The organism is Fusibacter fontis (assembly GCF_055378735.1).
This window is the reverse complement of record NZ_AP042445.1, coordinates 2,403,153-2,422,292: the sequence shown is the minus strand read 5'-3', so window position 1 is coordinate 2,422,292 and position 19,140 is coordinate 2,403,153. Positions and strand designations below refer to the sequence as shown.

The following is a 19,140-nucleotide window of genomic DNA, read 5'->3' as shown; positions in this document are numbered from 1 at the left end:
TTTTTCAAGGAACATTTTTCATCTCGTATTCAATATAATTATCGGTGACAGCTATAATAGAATATCATACTTGTAAGTTCATGTCAACAATTAATTTCATTTTTTTAATTTCAATTGTTTTGCTAAATTCTCTCAACAAGCGACTTGATAATCTTACACTAAGGTGCTTATATAAGTCAACACCATTTGAACAAATATATCATTAACCCTTTGTAATTGTTTTGTTTATTGTCAATATTCACTCTATTAAATCAATAGAAAATTTGAATCCCTATTTGGATTTATATGAATACTTTTATGGACTAATAATAGATGAATCTTTTATTTGGACTAATAATAGATGAATCTTTTATATGGACTTAAAATAAATGAATCTTTTATATAGAATAATAATAGATGAATCCTTTATTTGGACTTATAGATAAGTAGAAAAAGTAACAGTATGCCTCATAATATCAAGTTTTTTATATGCTTAAATGACTCAATTACATTGTAATTAAAAGGTTTATTGTGATAAAATATGACATATCATTGTCAATTGATTTATTTGAAATTCAAATGATTTATTTATACGACGATGTGTCATTTTGAAATTTGATTCACAAATTAAGCTTATGATCCATCATACTGAAGATGGTCATCGCGCTTATTAAATATGGAGGTAACATGAAACGTGTTTTTTCAGGTGTTCAGCCTACTGGACAAATACATCTTGGCAATTACATCACAATGAAAAATTTTGTTAAACAACAAGATGACAAAGATTGTATCTATTGTGTTGTAGATATGCACTCAATTACAGTGCCACAAGATCCAGAAAAACTTAAAAAAAGTACCATTGAACTCGCTGCACTCTATCTTGCAATCGGTCTTGATCCAAGTAAAATTACTTTGTTCATTCAATCCCAAGTTTCTGCTCATGCAGAATTGGCATGGATTTTGAATTGCTTTTCATACATGGGTGAACTCAGTCGTATGACACAATTTAAGGACAAATCTGCTGGAAAGGATATTGTGACAACAGGATTATTTACTTATCCCGTTCTCATGGCATCTGATATTTTACTTTATGATACAAATTTTGTTCCTGTAGGAAATGACCAGAAACAACATCTTGAATTAACTCGTGATATTGCAATTCGCTTCAATAATAGATTTGGAGATACATTTGTAGTACCGGATCCATTGATTGCTAAAATGGAAGATGGTGCGAGAATCATGTCGTTGGATGATCCACTCTCAAAAATGAGTAAAAGTAATCCAAATGAATTTTCAAAAATTACTTTATTGGATTCAGAAGCACATGTTAAAAAGTCTATTATGCGTGCAACAACTGATTCGGAAACTGAAATTCGTTATGATTTGGCAAATAAACCTGGTGTAAGTAATTTATTAACGATTTACTCGCAATTTTCTCCATATTCTATCTCTGAATTAGAGGCAAAATTGGCTGGATGCGGATATGGTACTTTAAAGAAAGAACTCGTTGAAGTGGTAAATGCAGAAATTCATGACGTTCAATCTGAATTCAATCGCATCATGGCGGATGGAATTGTATATGATGTTCTCAAAAAAGGACGTGAAAGAGCTGAAGAAATATCTCAAGAAGTCCTTGATCGCGTAAAAAAAGCCGTTGGATTTATTACTTTTTAGTGAATATTAAATGTACATTCACGCATTAAGATATTCATACATCCATTCTTAAATGATTTTTTGTTTGAATCTCTATCATTAAAATAGCGTGATTAAACCATTTTATATTTAATGATTCAGGCTTTTCGCACTGAAAAATAATTATACAATTTTCAAAGATAAAAAATTAGGCGCTTCCGAGGATTCTCGAAGCGCCTATTATTATATTTCATTCAGTTTAAGTAATTCTTTTCTAAACTTTTTAATGATTTTCTTTTCCATCCTCGACACAGTCATCTGAGACACGTTGAGTTCATCAGCCACTTGTATCTGAGTTTTGTTTTCAAAAAATCGATCATTGACTATTTTAATCTCAACCTCGTTCAATTTTTTGAGACACATATTGATGAAATCTCGATTCTCGATAATATCAAAATATTTATCGTCTCGTCCAATGATATCTTGAAGCTGAATGTCTTTATCATCTCCTGATGCATCATAAGTTAAATCAAGAGACTTCGGTGTATAGACTTGTGAAGCTTCCATCGCTTCAATCACTTCCTCTTCAGTGACATTTAAATACTCTGCAATATCACTAACCTTTGGAATGCGCTGCAAATCTTGTTGAAGTTTTGATTTTGCTTGATTGATTTTCTTGGACAACTCTTGAATTCTTCTTGGTACTCTTACAGACCAACCTTTATCTCTAAAATACTTTTTAATTTCTCCAATAATGGTTGGTGTTGCAAAACTCGAAAATTCAAACCCTCTATCTATATCATATCTCTCAATGGCATAAATTAACCCAAGCGAAGCAACTTGAAAAATATCTTCATATTCAATACCTTTGTTGATATATTTCTTAGCCAAGATTTCTGTGATATACATATGACGTTTTATGAGTTCATTTCGAATGGCAATATCTCTATTATTTTTATATAGACAAAATAATTCTTTTGTTCCAAGTGCTAAAAATTCATTGTTTAGTGAATCATCACTCTTTATGTCTACTTGCTTTCTTTTCATGAACATCATCCCCTAACCGAAGAAGAACATTTATTCAACGATCTTACTCATTATAATTTTTGTACCACAACCTTCACTTGTTTCAATTTCCACTGTATCCATTAAAGATTTAATTATAAAAAGTCCAAGGCCGTTTTCTTGTAAATCTTCAGCGTTTGGTTTTTTGTATTGATCCATACTAAAACCTTTTCCTGAGTCAACGATTTCAATTTTTAAATTATCGAGTTCTTTTATAAATTCCAGTTGATACGTATCCGTCGTTCCTGAATGAATAATTGCATTATTACATGCTTCACCAACTGCCAACTTTATATCTTCAATTGTCTCGATATCAAATCCCATTTGATTGGCAACAAATGAAGCGGTCAGTCTTGCAACACTGACATATTCAGGTTTACTTGGCAATGACATATTAATTGATTCCCTCATTATGTTAGTCCACCTTTACTATTAATTACGTATAGAGAATATTCTATCGAGTCCAGTTAATGTAAATATTTTTAAAATACTTGGTTTGAGTTTTTCAAAATGAACTGTATTATTATTGATTTTTACGTTTTTATAAAAGCTAATTAATACACCTAACCCAGTGCTGTCAATATATTCAAGGTTTTCACACTTAAAGATAAAATCTGATTGTTTTTTTTCATTTAATTGAATTAACTCTTCTTTTAAAATGGCTTTAGAATTAATATCGACTTCTCCTATTAATTCAACTTCCCAACTTTTAACAGATTCGTTGTAATTTGTATTTAATCTTAAAGACATTTACAATCCCCCTTTGGTTATTTTACTCAGACATAGGTTTCTTTAATTTATTATACACTAATTTGAAAAAAAAGCTAAAAAATTTGAAAAAGGAAATTGAATTTTCAAAATATTTTATTAAAAACCAATTTCCTTATATCTATTTAGCTTGTTTGTTATTTTTTTAATACTATTTTTTTGTGATAAAAATCATCTTTATACGTTGATCATTATTCAACTGAATTGACTAATTCTTCAGTCACTTCTGCTTCTTCAGCAATATCATCGTCTGTTTCAGATAGTCTCGCGATAGAAACAATTTTTGTCGTATCATCGACTCTCATGACTTTCACACCCGATGTGATTCTTCCTGTGACTGAAATTTCATCTACTTTGATTCTAATTAATACACCACCATCGTTGATAATCATCAAATCATCGCTATCTTCAACCACCATTGCACCCACGACATCACCCGTTTTGCCACTAATGTTGTAGGTGATAATGCCTTTTCCACCTCTTGATTGCGCTTTATATTCAGTGAGTGGTGTTCTTTTTCCATAGCCGTTTTCGGATACAACCAATAATTTTGATTCATCTTTTACAACTTCCATCTCGACGATATAGTCTTTACCTGTTAAATTGATCGCGCGAACACCAGTAGCCATTCTTCCCATTGAACGTACATCATCTTCATGGAATCGAATTGCTTTACCTTTCGTCGTGACAATAATTAAATCGTCATTTCCGTATGTTCTACGAACAGATATCAACTCATCTCCATCTTTCAGATTAATTGCAATGAGACCCGATTTACGAGATGTATCAAATTGATCCAAAGTCGTCTTTTTAATAACCCCATACTTCGTACAAAGTGTTAAATATCCCTCGCCAAAATCTTTCACTGGTAGAACTGCATTAATTTTTTCATTTGGCTCAAGAGGCAATAAATTCACAATTGCCGTTCCTTTAGAGATACGTGATGCATCTGGTATCATGTACGCTTTTAAGCGATATACTTTTCCAAAATTTGTGAAGAACAATAGATAGTCATGGGTAGATGTTGTGAAAATATGCTTCACAAAATCTTCTTCCCTCGTTGAAAGTCCCGTCTTACCTCTTCCGCCTCTTTTTTGCGAAACATACTCGCCAGCTGATACGCGTTTAATGTATCCTGCATGTGTTAATGTAATGATGACTTCATCTTGTTCAATTAAATCTTCATAATCAATTTCATCTGGATTCATGCTGATTTCTGTGCGTCGTTCATCATTATAAGATTTTTTAATTCGAAGTAAATCTTCTTTTATGATATTCATCAACATGGCGTCATTTGCCAATAACTCGTTGAGATAATCAATTAGCTTTAGAAGCTCTTGATATTCATTTTCAATTTTTTCTCTTTCGAGTCCCTGAAGTCTTCTAAGACGCATGTCTACAATGGCTTTGGCTTGAATTTCAGATAACTCAAAACGATTCATCAATTGTTGTTCAGCGTCATTATAAGCACTTCTAATAATTTTTATAATTTCATCGATATTATCGATGGCGATTCTAAGACCTTCTAAAATATGTGCTCTTTCTCTCGCTTTTTTCAAATCATAAGTAACTCTTCGTTTTTCAACGATGCGTTGATGATTGATATAAGCTGAAAGCATTTCTTTTAAGTTCAATACTTTTGGCTCGCCATCTAGAAGAGCAAGCATGATAATACTAAACGTCGTTTGAAGTTGACTGTTTTTATATAGCTGATTGAGCATGATATTCGCATTGACATCTTTTCTAAGCTCAATGACGATTCGAATGCCGTTTCGATTACTTTCATCTCTTAAATCAGTGATGCCTTCGATTCGCTTATTTTTAACGAGTTCTGCAATGCCTTCAATCATCTTCGATTTATTGACTTGGAATGGAATTTCAGTCACGATAATTCGAGTTTTGCCATTTTTCATCTCTTCAATTTCTGCTTTAGATCTTAAAATGACTTTTCCACGCCCTGTTTTATATGCGCGTTTAATGCCTTCAATGCCCATGATTTCAGCAGCTGTTGGAAAATCCGGACCTTTTACGCATTCCATTAATTCATAAATATCTGTATCTGGATTATCAATTAATTTAATTGTACCATCAATAATTTCCCCTAAGTTATGAGGAGGGATCGAAGTTGCCATACCAACAGCAATTCCATTTGAACCATTGACCAATAAATTTGGAAAACGACTTGGAAGTACCACTGGTTCTTTTTCAGTTTCATCAAAGTTTGGAACGAAATCAACTGTTTCTTTATCGATATCTCTTAAAAGCTCTCCAGATAAACGCGTCATTCTTGCTTCCGTATAACGCATGGCCGCTGCGCCATCTCCATCGATTGAACCGAAGTTACCATGACCATCAATTAAAGTATATCTCATGGAAAAATCTTGGGCAAATCTAACGAGTGCACCATAAATTGAGGAGTCACCATGTGGATGGTACTTACCCATAACCTCACCGACGATACGTGCTGATTTTCTATGTTGCTTTTCATGCGTAAAATTGAGTTCACTCATGGCATATAATATTCTTCTATGAACTGGCTTTAAACCATCTCTTACGTCCGGAAGTGCACGACTGACGATAACACTCATGGCATAGTCCATATAAGATTTTTTCATTTCATCCATAACATCAACCAACAAAATCGTTTGATTGAGGTTCATTGTTTCATTGACATCATCTGAAGAATCTTCGTAGGATGGCTCTAAAATGTCATCATCTAATTCTTTTTGATCATCACTCACTCTTTATTCCTCCTAATAAGTATCAATATTTTTAACATATTTTGCATTGAGTTCAATGAATTCTCTACGAGGTTCTACTTTTTCACCCATTAAAGTTGAAAAAATCATATCTGCTTCAACTGCATCATCCATCGTAACTTTCATAATAGTTCGAACAGATGGATCCATTGTAGTTGACCAGAGCTGCTCTGCATTCATTTCACCAAGACCTTTGTATCTCTGAATAGAAACGCCTTGTCTTCCAATTTCATTCATTAAATTATTTAATTCTTTATCAGAATATAAATAATAAATACTTTTCCCTTTTTTCACTTTATAAAGTGGTGGAATTGCAGCATATACATGTCCTTGTTCTATTAATGGACGCATAAATCTAAAGAAGAATGTTAATAAAAGCGTTCGAATATGCGCGCCATCGACGTCGGCATCGGTCATGATAAAGATTTTATCATAACGCAACTTCGTCACATCAAACTCATCGCCTATCCCACAGCCAAATGCTGTAATCATTGCACGAATTTCTGTTGAACTAAACACTTTTGAAAAATTCGCCTTTTCAACATTCATGATTTTACCTCTTAAAGGTAAAATGGCTTGAATATTTCGATCTCTTCCTAATTTTGCAGAGCCACCAGCGGAATCCCCTTCGACGATGAAAATTTCACATTTTGAAGGATCTTTTTCTGAGCAATCTGCTAATTTACCAGGCAATGTTAAACCATCGAGTGCACCTTTTCGTCTTGTAAGTTCTCTCGCCTTACGTGCAGCTTCTCGTGCTTTTGCAGAAGTTAAACACTTATCGATGATAATTTTCGCTTGATTTGGATTTTCTTCCAAATAACTTTCAAGCATTTCAGATGCAGCAGATTCTACAATAGCACGGATCTCACTATTTCCAAGTTTAGTTTTTGTCTGGCCTTCAAATTGTGGTTCTTCTAACTTAACAGAAATAATAGCAGTCATGCCCTCACGAACATCTTCACCTGTTAAATTTTCATCTTTTTCTTTGATAATGCCTTTTTTACGACCATAATCATTGATAAGTCTTGTAAGCGCTGATCTAAATCCGACTAAATGCGTTCCACCTTCATGTGTACTGATGTTATTGGCAAATGTAAAGATGTTTTCAGAATAGCCATCTGTATACTGAAAAGCAATTTCTACTGTATTTTCTTTGTTGATTTGTTCAGAATAGACAACATCATCGTGAATCGGTGTTCTGTTGGCATTCAAATATTGAACAAACTCTTTGATACCACCTTCGTAAAAGAATCGAGATGATTTTTTACTACCTTCTCTGTTATCCGAAATAATGATTTCAATGCCTTTATTTAAGAAAGCTAACTCTCTTATTCTAGACTCTAAAGTTGAAAAATCATATTCGAGGGTTTCAAAAATTAGGTGATCTGCCTTAAAAGTAGTTTTTGTTCCCGTAATTTTATCATGTTCAAGTTCACCGATGACATGTAATTTCTCGCAAGTCATACCACGTTCAAAACCTATTTTATGAATTTTGCCATCTCGTTTAACTTCGACTTCAAAACTTTCTGAGAGTGCATTTACGACTGAAGCACCAACGCCGTGTAATCCCCCTGAAACTTTATAGCCTCCGCCACCAAATTTACCACCAGCATGGAGGACTGTATGAATGACTTCAACTGCAGGAATTCCCATTTTCTGATGCATATCAATTGGCATACCGCGACCATCGTCTTCAACGATCACAATATTACCAGGTTCTATACTCACAGTAATTTTCTTACAATATCCAGCTAATGCTTCGTCAATACTATTATCCACGATTTCATAGACAAGATGATGCAAGCCTCTGATACTGGTTGAGCCAATATACATTCCCGGTCTTTTCCTAACGGCTTCAAGACCTTCTAAAACTTGTATCTGGTCAGCATTATATGCTTGATTAGACATGTATAACCTCCTAATGGTTTAAAACACTTCCATTTTTTATTTTAATAATCTTTGAAGCATTGATATAATCATCCAACAAATTTTTAATATCAGTCGTTGTAATAATGGTTTGAACATTTCTAAGTGCGTAAATTAAATCTTTCTGTCTATTAATATCAAGTTCACTCATGACATCATCAAGAAGCAAAATAGGATACTCACCAACATCGTTTTTAACAATTTCAATTTCTGATAATTTTAATGAAAGTGCTGCTGTTCTTTGTTGACCTTGAGATCCATAAGATTTAATACTCATACCATTTATTTTAATATCCATATCATCTCTGTGAGGACCTACAGAAGTAAATCCACGTTTAATATCTTGATCCATATTTTTACTCATTTTATTCATGAGATTTATCTTCACGTCTTCTAAGGATAGAATGTCATCAACCTCAGTTTGATAATCAATTGACAAAATTTCTCGACCTTTTGTAACTTTAGAATGAATGTCATTACTGATACGATTCAGGTCTTGAATAAACTGATGTCTCCTTAAAATAATTCTAGATCCTTTATCACTTAACTGGTAATCCCAGACATCAAGTGTTTCTTTTAATTCTGGTTTGTATGGGATTCTCTTTAATAGTTCATTTCTTTGAAAAAGAATTTTGTTGTATTCGATGATATCTGCACAATATAGTTTACTAATATGAGACAATTCTCGATTCAAAAACCGTCTTCTCTCATTGGGACTCTCTTTAATCAATTTTAAATCATCTGGATAAAAAAGAATGATGTTCAAATTTCCTAGAAGCTCCGATATCTTAGTAATATTCACACCATTGATCAAAAATTCTTTTTTAGATTTTTGATTAATTCGATATTCTATGGTCTCTTCTCTTCCATTTTCACGTTCAATTACAAGTTTAACATGCGTATAAAGTTGATCAAATTTGACTAAATCACTATCTTTCGTCGTTCTAAATGATTTTCCAAAACTAGAAACATAGACAGATTCCAATAGATTCGTCTTACCTTGCGCATTATCACCAATGATGATATTGAGTTTTTGATCAAAATTTACTTTAATCTGATCGTAATTTCTGTAATGTTTCAGCGTGATGGATTTGATTATCAAAATTAACCCCTCTTAATGACTTTTAAAATAACGACTTCTGATTGACCATCTTCCGTTGGAATCGTTACATCGATTAAATCATCATGAACAATTTTTTTGCCTCTTTGAGTGCATACTCTTCCGTTTACTTTTACGTATTCTTCAGAAATCAGTAATTTTGCTAGTCCACCTGAATCAACTACTTCAGCAAACTTCAACAATTGATCCAATTTGATAAATTCTGTTTCTATAAATACTTTTTGCATAATGCCTCCATTATTTTGAGATACGGCATGGTAATACGAGATACGTATAATTGTCACTATCTATTGGTTTAATAATACATGGGCTGATACTATTGACAAATTCTAATCGAATTTCTTCGCTATCAATAATCTTAAGAGCATCCATTAAATATTTAGGATTAAATCCAATTTCCAAATCTGGACCATCTAACTTAATCGCTACTTTTTCTGTAGAACTTCCCATTTCTGAATTGGAAGTCATTCGAATATTGTCATCTTTAATTTCAAGTTTTATCGCAACATTTTTATTTTCTCTTGCCATTAAGAACGAACGATCAATTGCCGTTAAAAGATGATCCGTATCTGTAATCACAGTTGATTTGAATTCATTAGGGAGTATTTGATTGTAATTAATAAATTCTCCAGCAAGTAATCTAGAATAAACTTTTAAGTTCTGAGCAGAAAATAAAACTTGTTTCTCATCGAAAGAAATCCTAAGATCATTTTGACCTTCTGTTTGAGATAACAGTTTATTGATTTCATTAAGCGTTCTTCCTGGTACAACGGCTTTTTTATGAATATCCGTTTTAACAATTGCACGCTTTATTGCCATTCTAAATCCATCAATTGCTACCATATTAAATTTACCATTTTCAATTTCTAAAAGAGCACCTGTTAGTATAGGACGTGATTCATCTTGAGAAATTGCAAAACTTGTTTGACGAATCATATTGGCAAATAATTCTTTATCAATTAAAAATGAATTTTGATCGTCTATGGTTGGAAGTTCTGGATATTCATTTCCTGGTAATCCAACGATTTTGTAATTTGAATCTCCACATAGGATATCTACTACATAATTTTCAGAGATCATAAAGGTAATTTCTTCGTTTGGAAGTTTTCTGATGAGTTCTGAAAATAATCGAGCAGGAATTACAACGGATCCTTCTTCAGTAATGCTCGCCTCTATTGAAGTCTCAATGCTTAAATTTAAGTCGTTACCAATCACTTTTAACTGATTGTTTTTTCCTTCAAAATAAATACCAGAAAGTATAGGAAGTGTTGTTTTAGTAGAGACAGCTTTTGAAACCATATTAATTGCAGCTGAAAGCTGATGTTGTTGGCATTTGAAAATCATGTAGTCCTCCTATAGATAAATAATAATATAAACAAATATAGTAATAGTAGTAGGCACTGTTAGCATGTGGAAATGTCTATCAAACGATTGAAATAGCTTAAGAAACAATTCGAAAATAACTGTTGATTAAAATGATCAGAAATTCAAGTTATCAACAATGGGATAAAAAAGATTTTTTGAAAGTTATCCACAAATCATTCATACACATAATCACATCAAAGTTACTCACCTTTGATTTCTTTGATGATACTATCTACTTTATTTTTTAAATCAAGATTAGACAGCATTTCAGAACTGATTTTTTCACAAGCATGAATAACCGTTGTATGATCTCGACCGCCAAATTCTTCCCCTATTTTAGGTAAAGATAAGTCCGTTAATTCACGCGTAATATACATAGCAACTTGTCTCGGATATGCAATTTGACGCGTTCTCTTTTTCGATTCAAAATCATCTTTCTTCATATTAAAATACTCAGCGACGGTAGATTTTATATAATCTACATCAATTTTTCTAACTTGCGTCGTAGAAAAAATGTCTTTGAGTGCTTCATTTACTAAAGATATGTCGACTTCCCGTTTTGTCAGTGTTGAATATGCAACTACACGATTGAGAGCACCTTCGAGTTCACGAATGTTTGATTTAATCTTAGTCGCAATAAATTCAAATACTTCACCAGGAATGTCTATTTTATCGCGTTCTGACTTCTTCTTTAAAATCGCGATGCGTGTTTCATAATCTGGTGGCTGAATATCTGTGATGAGTCCCCATTCAAATCGTGATCTTAAACGATCTTCAAGTGTTGGAATTTCTTTAGGTGGACGATCTGATGATACAATAATTTGCTTATTTGCTTCATATAGTGCATTAAAAGTATGGAAGAACTCTTCTTGCGTTCTTTCCTTACCCGCAATAAATTGAATATCATCGACGAGTAAAACGTCTACTGTACGGTACTTATTTCTAAACTCTTCATTCTTATCATCTTTGATGGAATTAATGAGTTCGTTGGTAAATTTTTCGCTTGAAACGTAATACACTTTCGAATTTTTGTTTTGCGAAAGAATATAGTGACCAATTGCATGCATTAAGTGGGTTTTTCCAAGCCCAACACCACCGTAAATAAAGAGTGGATTGTATGATTTTGCAGGTGATTCAGCAACTGCAAGTGATGCTGCATGTGCAAATCGATTGCTATTACCTACGACAAATTCATTAAAGACATATCGTGGGTTCAAATTTGTGTTTTCAAATAAATCATTTGACTTAAGATCTTTCTGAGAGGAATTGTCGATAACATTTTCTTCAGGAATGATGTATTTAATGAGATAGTCTTTATTGGTAATAAATTTAATGGTATTTGAAATCAAGTCATTGTAACGCGTCTCAAGTATATTGCGATTCAAATTACCCGAAGTTTGAAGAATGATGGTATTTCCTTCAATTGTGATAGGTTCAATATTTTCAATCCATGTACTAAAACTCAATGGCATGAGCTCCGTTTTCATATTAGTTCGTGCCTCTTCCCAAATTTCGGCTAAATTTTGGTCCATGCTTTATCCTCCTATAAAGTCCCGTTTATCCACATCAAAACACGATAAGTGTTGATAAATATAATCAAAATTGTGTATGATAAATCTTGTATAAAATGATGGTATCTTTGTGGATAAAAAATCCGTTAATTGAGTTATCAACAGAAAAACGGTTGATTTATCAACAATATACACAGTGAAATATTCAAAAAGTCAAAAAAAAAATGATAAACAATCAACATATTATAGTTATCCACATTTTTTAGTCGACAAGTTGGTTAAATTGTGAGTACAAATCATTTTATCAAATTTTAGATGTTTTTTCAAACTTATCCACAAAAAAGGCGAAATATAATTTTTGTTGATAACTTTTGAAATGGGAACTTTTTTAAATAAATGTGGATAAATTTCAAAAAAATTAAAAATTCTGTTGACGAGCTGTTGATAAATACTATATATTAAATTTTGTGCGAATAAGCGCACTATATATAGTAGAAATTCAATTTTAGAGCTAAAATTATGAGTTCTGTGCATTCGCTTGACAGAGTAAAGTGTTCAAGTTATAATGTTTTAGCAGACTTGTGAAAAAAATATGTTTATATATATGTATATGTAACGTGAGTAAGGAGGTGTCTGAGATGAAAAGAACTTATCAACCAAAGAAAAGACAAAGAAAAGTTGAACATGGTTTCCGCAAAAGAATGAAAACAAGTTCAGGCAGAAACGTAATTAAAGCTAGAAGAAGAAGAGGTAGAAAGAAATTATCTGCTTAATGGATTAAAAGACCGCAGTCAGTGGTCTTTTTTTGCAATTAACGCAATGGAGGCATCATGACTCTTGAACATTTAAAGAAGCCTTCAGAGTTTTCTAAGGTCTATAAGAAAGGAAAATCCTACGCGGATAAGAATATCGTGGTTTACTATATGCCAAATCAATTGGGATATACACGCGTTGGTTTTTCTATTAGTAAAAAGGTTGGAAATAGTGTTGTTAGAAACAGAGTGCGACGATTGTTGAATGAGTCATTTCGGACTCAACTTAAGTTAAATGGTAACTATGATCTGATTTTTGTCGCAAGAGTTAGATCAAACTCGGTTGATTATCATGAGATTACTCGATCGCTTAAGTATATTTTTAAGAAGACGGGTATATTAGAAAAATGAGTGTATAAAATATGAAAACAATTTTAATTTTACTCATTAAGTTTTATAGAAAGTTTATTTCTCCTCTATTGGGAAGTAATTGTAGATTTCAACCTACTTGCTCTCAATACTCTTTAATGGCCATTGAAAAATATGGTGCATTTAAAGGCAGTTGGCTCAGTATAAAAAGAATTTCTAAGTGTCATCCGTTCCATCCTGGTGGATATGATCCTTTAGAATAAAAATAGGAGGATATACAATTGACGATTTTTGCTCAATTTTTTGGTTACATTTTAGGATTAATTTATGGTGTCGTAAATGATTACGGTATCTCAATTATCATTTTTACATTATTAACGAAGTTATTATTAATGCCGTTTACGATTAAGCAGCTTAGATCAACAAAACAAATGTCGGCATTACAACCGAAGATGAAAGAAATTCAAGAAAAATATAAAGATAACAAAGAAAAGCAAAATCAAATGTTAATGGATCTGTATAAAGAACATAAATATAATCCATTAAGTGGATGTTTACCTTTAATTATTCAGTTCCCAATTATCATTGGATTATTCACTGCGATGAGAGAACCTGGAACTTATGTATTTGTTAATAATCCTGAATTATTGCAAACGGCTACGCACGATGCCTTTTTATGGATTAAAAACTTATCAGAGCCTGACTTAATGAGTAATATTTTTTCTACAGGTCCACAGTGGCTGCTATTAATGCCTGGACTTATGCCGCTTATTTCAGCAGTACTCACTTATTATCAAATGTCGACGTCAACACCATCGACAGGTGGATCAGATGCAATGAACAAACAAATGAAAATTATGCAAACCATTTTCCCAGTAATGATTTTAGTATGGGGTAAATCATTTACAGGTGGATTAATGTTATATTGGACAGTAGGTAATATCTTTACAATTGTACAACAACGTATTATGAGAGGACCGATTAAGGGGGACAATTAGCAATGAATTTTGTTGAAAAATCTGGAAAAAGCGTTGAAGAAGCGTTGAGACTTGCATTAATTGAGCTTGAAGCAACACGCGAACAAGTAGAAATTGAAGTATTAGATGAAGGTTCAAAAGGTTTTTTAGGAATTGGCGCTAAAGAGACAAAAATTCGAGTAACAAAGAAAAATGATATTAGAGAAACTGCAAAATCATTTTTATCACGTATTTTAAAAGAAATGAATATTCAAGCTGAAGTAACGGTTGAACTCGTTGAAGAAACTTTAAACATTAATATGATGGGTGAAGACATGGCCATACTCATTGGTAAACGTGGTCAAACTTTAGATTCATTACAATACTTGGTAAGTTTGGTAGTCAATAAAGAAAAAGAACAATATTATCGTGTTATTTTAGATACAGAGAATTACAGAGCAAAAAGAAAAGAAACTTTAGAAACACTTGCAGATAAATTAGCAATGAAGGTTAAGAAAACTCGTAAAAATGTCGTACTTGAGCCAATGAATCCATATGAAAGACGTATTATTCACTCGGCACTTCAAACGAATCCAAGTGTGAGTACGAAATCTGAAGGTGATGAACCATTTAGAAAAGTAGTTATTTATTACGATTATAAAAAGAATAAAACAAGCTAATTCTCATAACCCAGTTAAACACTGGGTTATATTTTAATTTACAGGAGAACTATATGATTAATGATACGATTGTAGCAATTTCAACACCCATTGGTGAAGGTGCAATTGGAGTTGTTCGAATGAGTGGACCAGATGCATTTGCTATTAGCGATCAAATTTTCAGACCTAGAAATAACCGTGAGATCAAAAACAGAGAAATGGTTTACGGGCATGTTGTGAGTCAAGATCGTGTCATAGATGAAGTGATGCTCGTAAAAATGAAGGCACCTAATACGTATACGAGAGAAGATATCGTTGAAATTAATTGTCATGGCGGCATTATTTCATTACGCGAAGTATTAAATGTATGCTTGAAACATGGTGCTGTGATGGCTGAGCGTGGCGAATTTACTAAACGTGCTTTTTTAAACGGCAGAATTGACTTAGCTCAAGCAGAATCTGTGATGGATTTAGTGAGTTCAAAAACAACCAAAGGCTTTGATTTAGCATTTCATCAGTTAGAGGGGTTTTTATCTAAAAAAATTAAACAAATTCGCAATGATCTCATCTCATTGATGGCAAATATAGAAGTATGCATTGATTATCCTGAAGAGGATATTGAAGAAATTACGTATCAAGAAATTGAAGAACGTTTGTCACAAATTGAGCATGCATTAGATAAGTTATTAAGTCAGTCTCAAAATGGTAAGGTTATACGTGATGGATTGAAGACTGTTATTGTAGGTAAGCCAAATGTCGGTAAATCAAGTTTGATGAATGCCTTGTTAAGAGATTCAAAGGCAATTGTAACTGAAATTGCTGGAACAACACGTGATTTAATAGAAGAATTTATGACCATTGGAGGCATTCCAATAAAACTCGTGGATACAGCGGGTATTCGAAAAACTGATGATGTCGTTGAAAAAATTGGTGTTGAACGATCTAAGTCAATGTTTAATGCGGCTGATTTAGTGATTTTTATGCTGAATGCATCTGAATGTTTAACTGATGAAGATATTGAAATAATGGAGTTGGTTAAAGAAAAACACGCAATCGTTTTAATTAATAAAACGGATTTAGAATCTAAAATAGATGAATCTGTCATTCATAGTCATTTAAAAGATAAGCGAATTCTAAAGATTTCAATTGAAAAAGAAATTGGATTAGATAGTGTTGAAACTGCTATTAAAGATATGGTATTTAATGGTGATTTGATGGTTGATGAAAGTGAAATGGTAAGTAATACTCGTCATATACATTTAATTGAAGGTGCTTTGAAAAATGTAAAAGATGCTAAAGCTGCTATCATCAATCATATGCCGTATGATTTTGTTGAAGTAGATGTGAAGGATGCCATTTTTGGTCTTGGTCAGATTACAGGTGAATCTGTTGAAAAGGATCTATTGAATAATATTTTTAGTCAATTTTGTTTGGGAAAATAAGGAGTTATAAATGGTTAGAACGTTTGATGCAGGATATTTTGACTGTATTGTTGTTGGTGCTGGGCATGCAGGCTGCGAAGCTGCACTTGCAAGTGCTAGGATGGGTGTTAAAACTCTGATTTTGTCAATTAATTTAGATTCAATCGCGATGATGCCATGCAATCCTTCTATTGGAGGCACTGGTAAAGGTCATTTAGTTAAGGAAATTGATGCACTCGGTGGCGAAATGGGTCTGAATATCGATAAGTCATTTTTACAAAGCAAGATGTTAAACAGCAGTAAAGGCCCCGCTGTGCATTCATTAAGAGCTCAAGCTGACAAAAATCAATACCATCGTGAAATGAAAAAAGTTTTAGAAAATCAAGAGAATTTATACATTAAGCAAGCTGAAGTGACCAATCTTGTTTTTGAAAATGATCATCCTGTAGGTGTCATTACTAAAACAGGTGCTTTTTATAGAGGCATGTCAATTGTTCTTGCAACAGGGACTTACTTAGGTAGTAAAATTTTTATTGGTGATGCTGTTATTTCCAGTGGTCCTAATGGTTTAGCGGCTTCTTATGAGCTTGTTGAAGACATGAAAGACAAGAAAATTGAACTACGTCGCTTTAAAACGGGAACGCCTGCTAGAATTGATGCAAGAACTTTAAATTATGATAAAATGGAAATTCAATGGGGCGATCAAGATTATGATCTGTTTTCTTTCATGAATGATCATGTGGAATTAAAAGAACTGCCTTGTTGGTTGACGTATACGAATAATCAAACACATGAAGTCATTTTAGGAAATCTAGATAAATCTGGGATGTTCACAGGCACCATTGAAGGAACCGGACCAAGGTATTGTCCATCTATTGAAACTAAATTGATGCGTTTTGCTGATAAAGAAAGACATCAGTTATTTATTGAACCTGAAGGAAGAGATACAAATGAGATGTATGTTCAAGGCATGTCAACGAGTATGGCTGAGGATGTTCAACTTGCTTTTATGAGAACGATTCCAGGTCTTGAAAATTGTGAAATTATGAGACCGGCATATGCCATTGAGTACGACTGTATCAATCCTATGGATTTGACTCTTTCTCTAGAGTTTAAGCAAATACCAGGATTGTTTTCAGCGGGTCAATTTAATGGCTCTTCTGGATATGAAGAAGCGGCTGCACAAGGTTTAATAGCGGGTATTAATGCTGCTTTAAAAGTAAAAGGCAAAGAGCCGTTTGTTTTAGATCGATCTGAGGCATACATTGGTGTCTTAATTGACGATTTAGTGACAAAAGGTACAGATGAGCCATATCGTATGATGACATCTCGATCAGAATATCGATTGTTGTTAAGACAGGATAATGCAGATTTAAGATTGACAGAGAGAGGCTATCAAATTGGCCTTGTATCTGAAGAGAGATATAAAAAATTTAAAGATAAATGTGCTATGGTCGAAGCTGAAATGGCGAGAATTGCTTCTACTAATTTAAAAGCCGATCAATTGAATCTTGTTCTTGACCGGTTAAATTTACCAAGGGTAACACAAGGTATGAAAATTTTAGATATTCTTAAAAGACCTGAGGTTTACTATGAACACTTATCTGAAATTGATGAGAGTCGTCCTGCTGATTTAACGAAAGATGCTATCAAACAAATTGAAGTTTCTGTTAAGTACGAAGGGTATATAAAAAAACAACTACAACAAGTTGAAAAGTTTAAATCTCTGGAGGAAAAGAAAATTCCTGCTGAAATTAATTTTAATTTAATTGATAGCTTACGTCTAGAAGCGCGTCAAAAACTGACAGAGATTCGCCCTTCTTCTATCGGTCAAGCATCAAGAATTTCAGGCGTTTCTCCAGCAGACATATCGGTTTTATTGGTTTATTTAGAACATTATAGAAAGCGAGATAAGTCATGATGAACTGGTTTCAAAGTGCAAATATGGATGTTACAGAGGAACAACTCAAACAATTTGAATGTTATTATCGATTGTTGATTGAAGAAAATGAAAAGTATAATTTGACCGCAATCACTGAGCGAGATGAGGTGTATATAAAACATTTTTTAGATTCGATCTTAGTTGAAAAATTACCTTTTGATTTGCAGAATAAAAAAATCATAGATATAGGTACAGGGGCTGGTTTTCCAGCAATTCCCTTAAAAATCATGAATCCAAGTTGCCAAATGACTGCGTTAGACTCTTTGAATAAACGGATTCATTTTTTAGAGATGATATGCGCTGAACTAGGATTGAATCAAGTTGAATTAATTCATGGTCGCGCTGAAGATTTTGGACAAAATACAAAATATCGCGAAGTCTTTGATTTCGCAGTGTCACGAGCTGTTGCAGAGTTGAGATTGTTACTTGAATATGTCATGCCTTTTGTTAAAGTAAATGGATATTTTTTAGCTTATAAAAGTCTTAAAACTAAATCAGAGTTAGAAGATGCTCAAAATGCGATGGCTAAGCTTAAATGTAAATTAGTAGATATTCAAGAATTTATTTTACCTAATGATTGTGGCAAAAGAGATATAATGATTATTCAAAAGATTGGAACTATAGAATCTAAGTATCCACGAAAAGCAGGAATTCCTAAAAAATCACCTTTATAGGTGGTTTTTTTATTTCAAATATTTTGGTCAAATTGAGAATTGTTAAATTTATTTTTTTGTAATTAGACTGTCTATACGTGATTTTATCATGTTTGAGTAGTTGTTATTTACATTGTGTGATTTAAAATTTTTAACAACAAAATAATTTCGAATTGTTTTATAAAAAATACAATGAAATAATATAAAATAAAATAAATATAGAATAGATAAATTAAAGATAATAAAAATATAAAATATAT

The 19,140-nt window shown here is 32.7% G+C and carries 18 protein-coding genes; 9 read left to right on the top strand and 9 right to left on the bottom strand.

The features are described from left to right. The first annotated feature begins 666 nt into the window (after positions 1–666). A complete protein-coding gene (trpS, locus tag ACZ41W_RS10815; RefSeq protein ID WP_464311996.1) occupies positions 667–1,653 on the top strand; it encodes a tryptophan--tRNA ligase in 987 nt (328 codons plus the stop codon). 201 nt (positions 1,654–1,854) lie between these two features. On the opposite strand, the gene ACZ41W_RS10810 is transcribed toward trpS, so the two are convergent. The 9 genes from ACZ41W_RS10810 to dnaA all read right to left on the bottom strand — a co-directional run bounded on the left by ACZ41W_RS10810 (position 1,855) and on the right by dnaA (position 12,149). After that, on the bottom strand, positions 1,855–2,658 hold the full coding sequence (locus ACZ41W_RS10810) for a SigB/SigF/SigG family RNA polymerase sigma factor (RefSeq protein ID WP_464311995.1): 804 nt from the start codon (positions 2,656–2,658) through the stop codon (positions 1,855–1,857). A gap of 30 nt (positions 2,659–2,688) precedes the next feature. Beyond that, on the bottom strand, positions 2,689–3,087 hold the full coding sequence (locus tag ACZ41W_RS10805) for an ATP-binding protein (RefSeq protein WP_464311994.1): 399 nt from the start codon (positions 3,085–3,087) through the stop codon (positions 2,689–2,691). A gap of 21 nt (positions 3,088–3,108) precedes the next feature. Further along, positions 3,109–3,426, bottom strand: coding sequence for an STAS domain-containing protein (locus ACZ41W_RS10800; RefSeq protein WP_464311993.1), 318 nt, complete (start codon positions 3,424–3,426; stop codon positions 3,109–3,111). A 209-nt stretch (positions 3,427–3,635) separates the two neighbouring features. Then, complete coding sequence (gene gyrA, locus ACZ41W_RS10795) at positions 3,636–6,104, bottom strand: DNA gyrase subunit A (protein WP_464314287.1); 2,469 nt, start codon at positions 6,102–6,104, stop codon at positions 3,636–3,638. A gap of 93 nt (positions 6,105–6,197) precedes the next feature. After that, positions 6,198–8,114 carry a DNA topoisomerase (ATP-hydrolyzing) subunit B gene (gyrB, locus tag ACZ41W_RS10790; protein ID WP_464311992.1) on the bottom strand — a complete coding sequence of 639 codons (1,917 nt, stop codon included), beginning with the start codon at positions 8,112–8,114 and terminating at the stop codon, positions 6,198–6,200. 10 nt (positions 8,115–8,124) lie between these two features. Continuing rightward, the gene (gene recF, locus ACZ41W_RS10785) at positions 8,125–9,234 is read right to left on the bottom strand and encodes a DNA replication/repair protein RecF (protein ID WP_464311991.1); all 1,110 of its coding nucleotides are present in this window, start codon (positions 9,232–9,234) and stop codon (positions 8,125–8,127) included. Positions 9,235–9,236: 2 nt separating this feature from the next. Beyond that, a complete protein-coding gene (locus ACZ41W_RS10780; RefSeq protein ID WP_464311990.1) occupies positions 9,237–9,479 on the bottom strand; it encodes an RNA-binding S4 domain-containing protein in 243 nt (80 codons plus the stop codon). Positions 9,480–9,489: 10 nt separating this feature from the next. After that, entirely contained in the window at positions 9,490–10,596 is a 1,107-nt protein-coding gene (gene dnaN, locus ACZ41W_RS10775; RefSeq protein ID WP_464311989.1) for a DNA polymerase III subunit beta, read from the bottom strand. 221 nt (positions 10,597–10,817) lie between these two features. Further along, on the bottom strand, positions 10,818–12,149 hold the full coding sequence (gene dnaA, locus ACZ41W_RS10770) for a chromosomal replication initiator protein DnaA (RefSeq protein ID WP_464311988.1): 1,332 nt from the start codon (positions 12,147–12,149) through the stop codon (positions 10,818–10,820). Positions 12,150–12,766: 617 nt separating this feature from the next. On the opposite strand from dnaA, the gene rpmH reads away from it, so the two are divergent. From rpmH to rsmG, 8 genes are read left to right on the top strand one after another with little or no spacing between them, the layout of a single operon-like run. Beyond that, positions 12,767–12,901 carry a 50S ribosomal protein L34 gene (gene rpmH / locus ACZ41W_RS10765; RefSeq protein WP_464311987.1) on the top strand — a complete coding sequence of 45 codons (135 nt, stop codon included), beginning with the start codon at positions 12,767–12,769 and terminating at the stop codon, positions 12,899–12,901. 57 nt (positions 12,902–12,958) lie between these two features. Further along, complete coding sequence (rnpA, locus tag ACZ41W_RS10760; protein WP_464311986.1) at positions 12,959–13,291, top strand: ribonuclease P protein component; 333 nt, start codon at positions 12,959–12,961, stop codon at positions 13,289–13,291. An 11-nt stretch (positions 13,292–13,302) separates the two neighbouring features. After that, complete coding sequence (gene yidD, locus ACZ41W_RS10755) at positions 13,303–13,512, top strand: membrane protein insertion efficiency factor YidD (RefSeq protein WP_464311985.1); 210 nt, start codon at positions 13,303–13,305, stop codon at positions 13,510–13,512. An 18-nt stretch (positions 13,513–13,530) separates the two neighbouring features. Further along, positions 13,531–14,247, top strand: a complete 717-nt coding sequence (locus ACZ41W_RS10750; protein WP_464311984.1) for a YidC/Oxa1 family membrane protein insertase — start codon at positions 13,531–13,533, stop codon at positions 14,245–14,247. Positions 14,248–14,249: 2 nt separating this feature from the next. After that, positions 14,250–14,885 (top strand): RNA-binding cell elongation regulator Jag/EloR, encoded by a 636-nt coding sequence (gene jag / locus ACZ41W_RS10745; protein WP_464311983.1) that lies wholly within the window; start codon positions 14,250–14,252, stop codon positions 14,883–14,885. Between the two features lie 53 nt (positions 14,886–14,938). Next, positions 14,939–16,306, top strand: coding sequence for a tRNA uridine-5-carboxymethylaminomethyl(34) synthesis GTPase MnmE (gene mnmE / locus ACZ41W_RS10740; protein ID WP_464311982.1), 1,368 nt, complete (start codon positions 14,939–14,941; stop codon positions 16,304–16,306). A gap of 10 nt (positions 16,307–16,316) precedes the next feature. Beyond that, on the top strand, positions 16,317–18,206 hold the full coding sequence (mnmG, locus tag ACZ41W_RS10735) for a tRNA uridine-5-carboxymethylaminomethyl(34) synthesis enzyme MnmG (RefSeq protein WP_464311981.1): 1,890 nt from the start codon (positions 16,317–16,319) through the stop codon (positions 18,204–18,206). After that, the gene (gene rsmG, locus ACZ41W_RS10730) at positions 18,206–18,901 is read left to right on the top strand and encodes a 16S rRNA (guanine(527)-N(7))-methyltransferase RsmG (RefSeq protein ID WP_464311980.1); all 696 of its coding nucleotides are present in this window, start codon (positions 18,206–18,208) and stop codon (positions 18,899–18,901) included. Before mnmG ends, rsmG begins: the two co-directional genes overlap by 1 nt. Positions 18,902–19,140: the final 239 nt, after the last annotated feature.

What these genes read in the sequence shown, in the direction of transcription:
- yidD (WP_464311985.1), top strand. Translation starts at nt 13,303, where the DNA reads ATGAAAACAATTTTAATTTTACTCATTAAGTTTTATAGAAAGTTTATT.
- ACZ41W_RS10810 (WP_464311995.1), bottom strand. Translation starts at nt 2,658, where the DNA reads ATGAAAAGAAAGCAAGTAGACATAAAGAGTGATGATTCACTAAACAAT.
- rpmH (WP_464311987.1), top strand. Translation starts at nt 12,767, where the DNA reads ATGAAAAGAACTTATCAACCAAAGAAAAGACAAAGAAAAGTTGAACAT.
- rsmG (WP_464311980.1), top strand. Translation starts at nt 18,206, where the DNA reads ATGAACTGGTTTCAAAGTGCAAATATGGATGTTACAGAGGAACAACTC.
- mnmG (WP_464311981.1), top strand. Translation starts at nt 16,317, where the DNA reads ATGGTTAGAACGTTTGATGCAGGATATTTTGACTGTATTGTTGTTGGT.
- dnaA (WP_464311988.1), bottom strand. Translation starts at nt 12,149, where the DNA reads ATGGACCAAAATTTAGCCGAAATTTGGGAAGAGGCACGAACTAATATG.
- ACZ41W_RS10780 (WP_464311990.1), bottom strand. Translation starts at nt 9,479, where the DNA reads ATGCAAAAAGTATTTATAGAAACAGAATTTATCAAATTGGATCAATTG.
- gyrA (WP_464314287.1), bottom strand. Translation starts at nt 6,104, where the DNA reads ATGAACCTCAATCAAACGATTTTGTTGGTTGATGTTATGGATGAAATG.
- gyrB (WP_464311992.1), bottom strand. Translation starts at nt 8,114, where the DNA reads ATGTCTAATCAAGCATATAATGCTGACCAGATACAAGTTTTAGAAGGT.
- mnmE (WP_464311982.1), top strand. Translation starts at nt 14,939, where the DNA reads ATGATTAATGATACGATTGTAGCAATTTCAACACCCATTGGTGAAGGT.
- rnpA (WP_464311986.1), top strand. Translation starts at nt 12,959, where the DNA reads ATGACTCTTGAACATTTAAAGAAGCCTTCAGAGTTTTCTAAGGTCTAT.
- dnaN (WP_464311989.1), bottom strand. Translation starts at nt 10,596, where the DNA reads ATGATTTTCAAATGCCAACAACATCAGCTTTCAGCTGCAATTAATATG.
- ACZ41W_RS10805 (WP_464311994.1), bottom strand. Translation starts at nt 3,087, where the DNA reads ATGAGGGAATCAATTAATATGTCATTGCCAAGTAAACCTGAATATGTC.
- jag (WP_464311983.1), top strand. Translation starts at nt 14,250, where the DNA reads ATGAATTTTGTTGAAAAATCTGGAAAAAGCGTTGAAGAAGCGTTGAGA.
- ACZ41W_RS10800 (WP_464311993.1), bottom strand. Translation starts at nt 3,426, where the DNA reads ATGTCTTTAAGATTAAATACAAATTACAACGAATCTGTTAAAAGTTGG.
- trpS (WP_464311996.1), top strand. Translation starts at nt 667, where the DNA reads ATGAAACGTGTTTTTTCAGGTGTTCAGCCTACTGGACAAATACATCTT.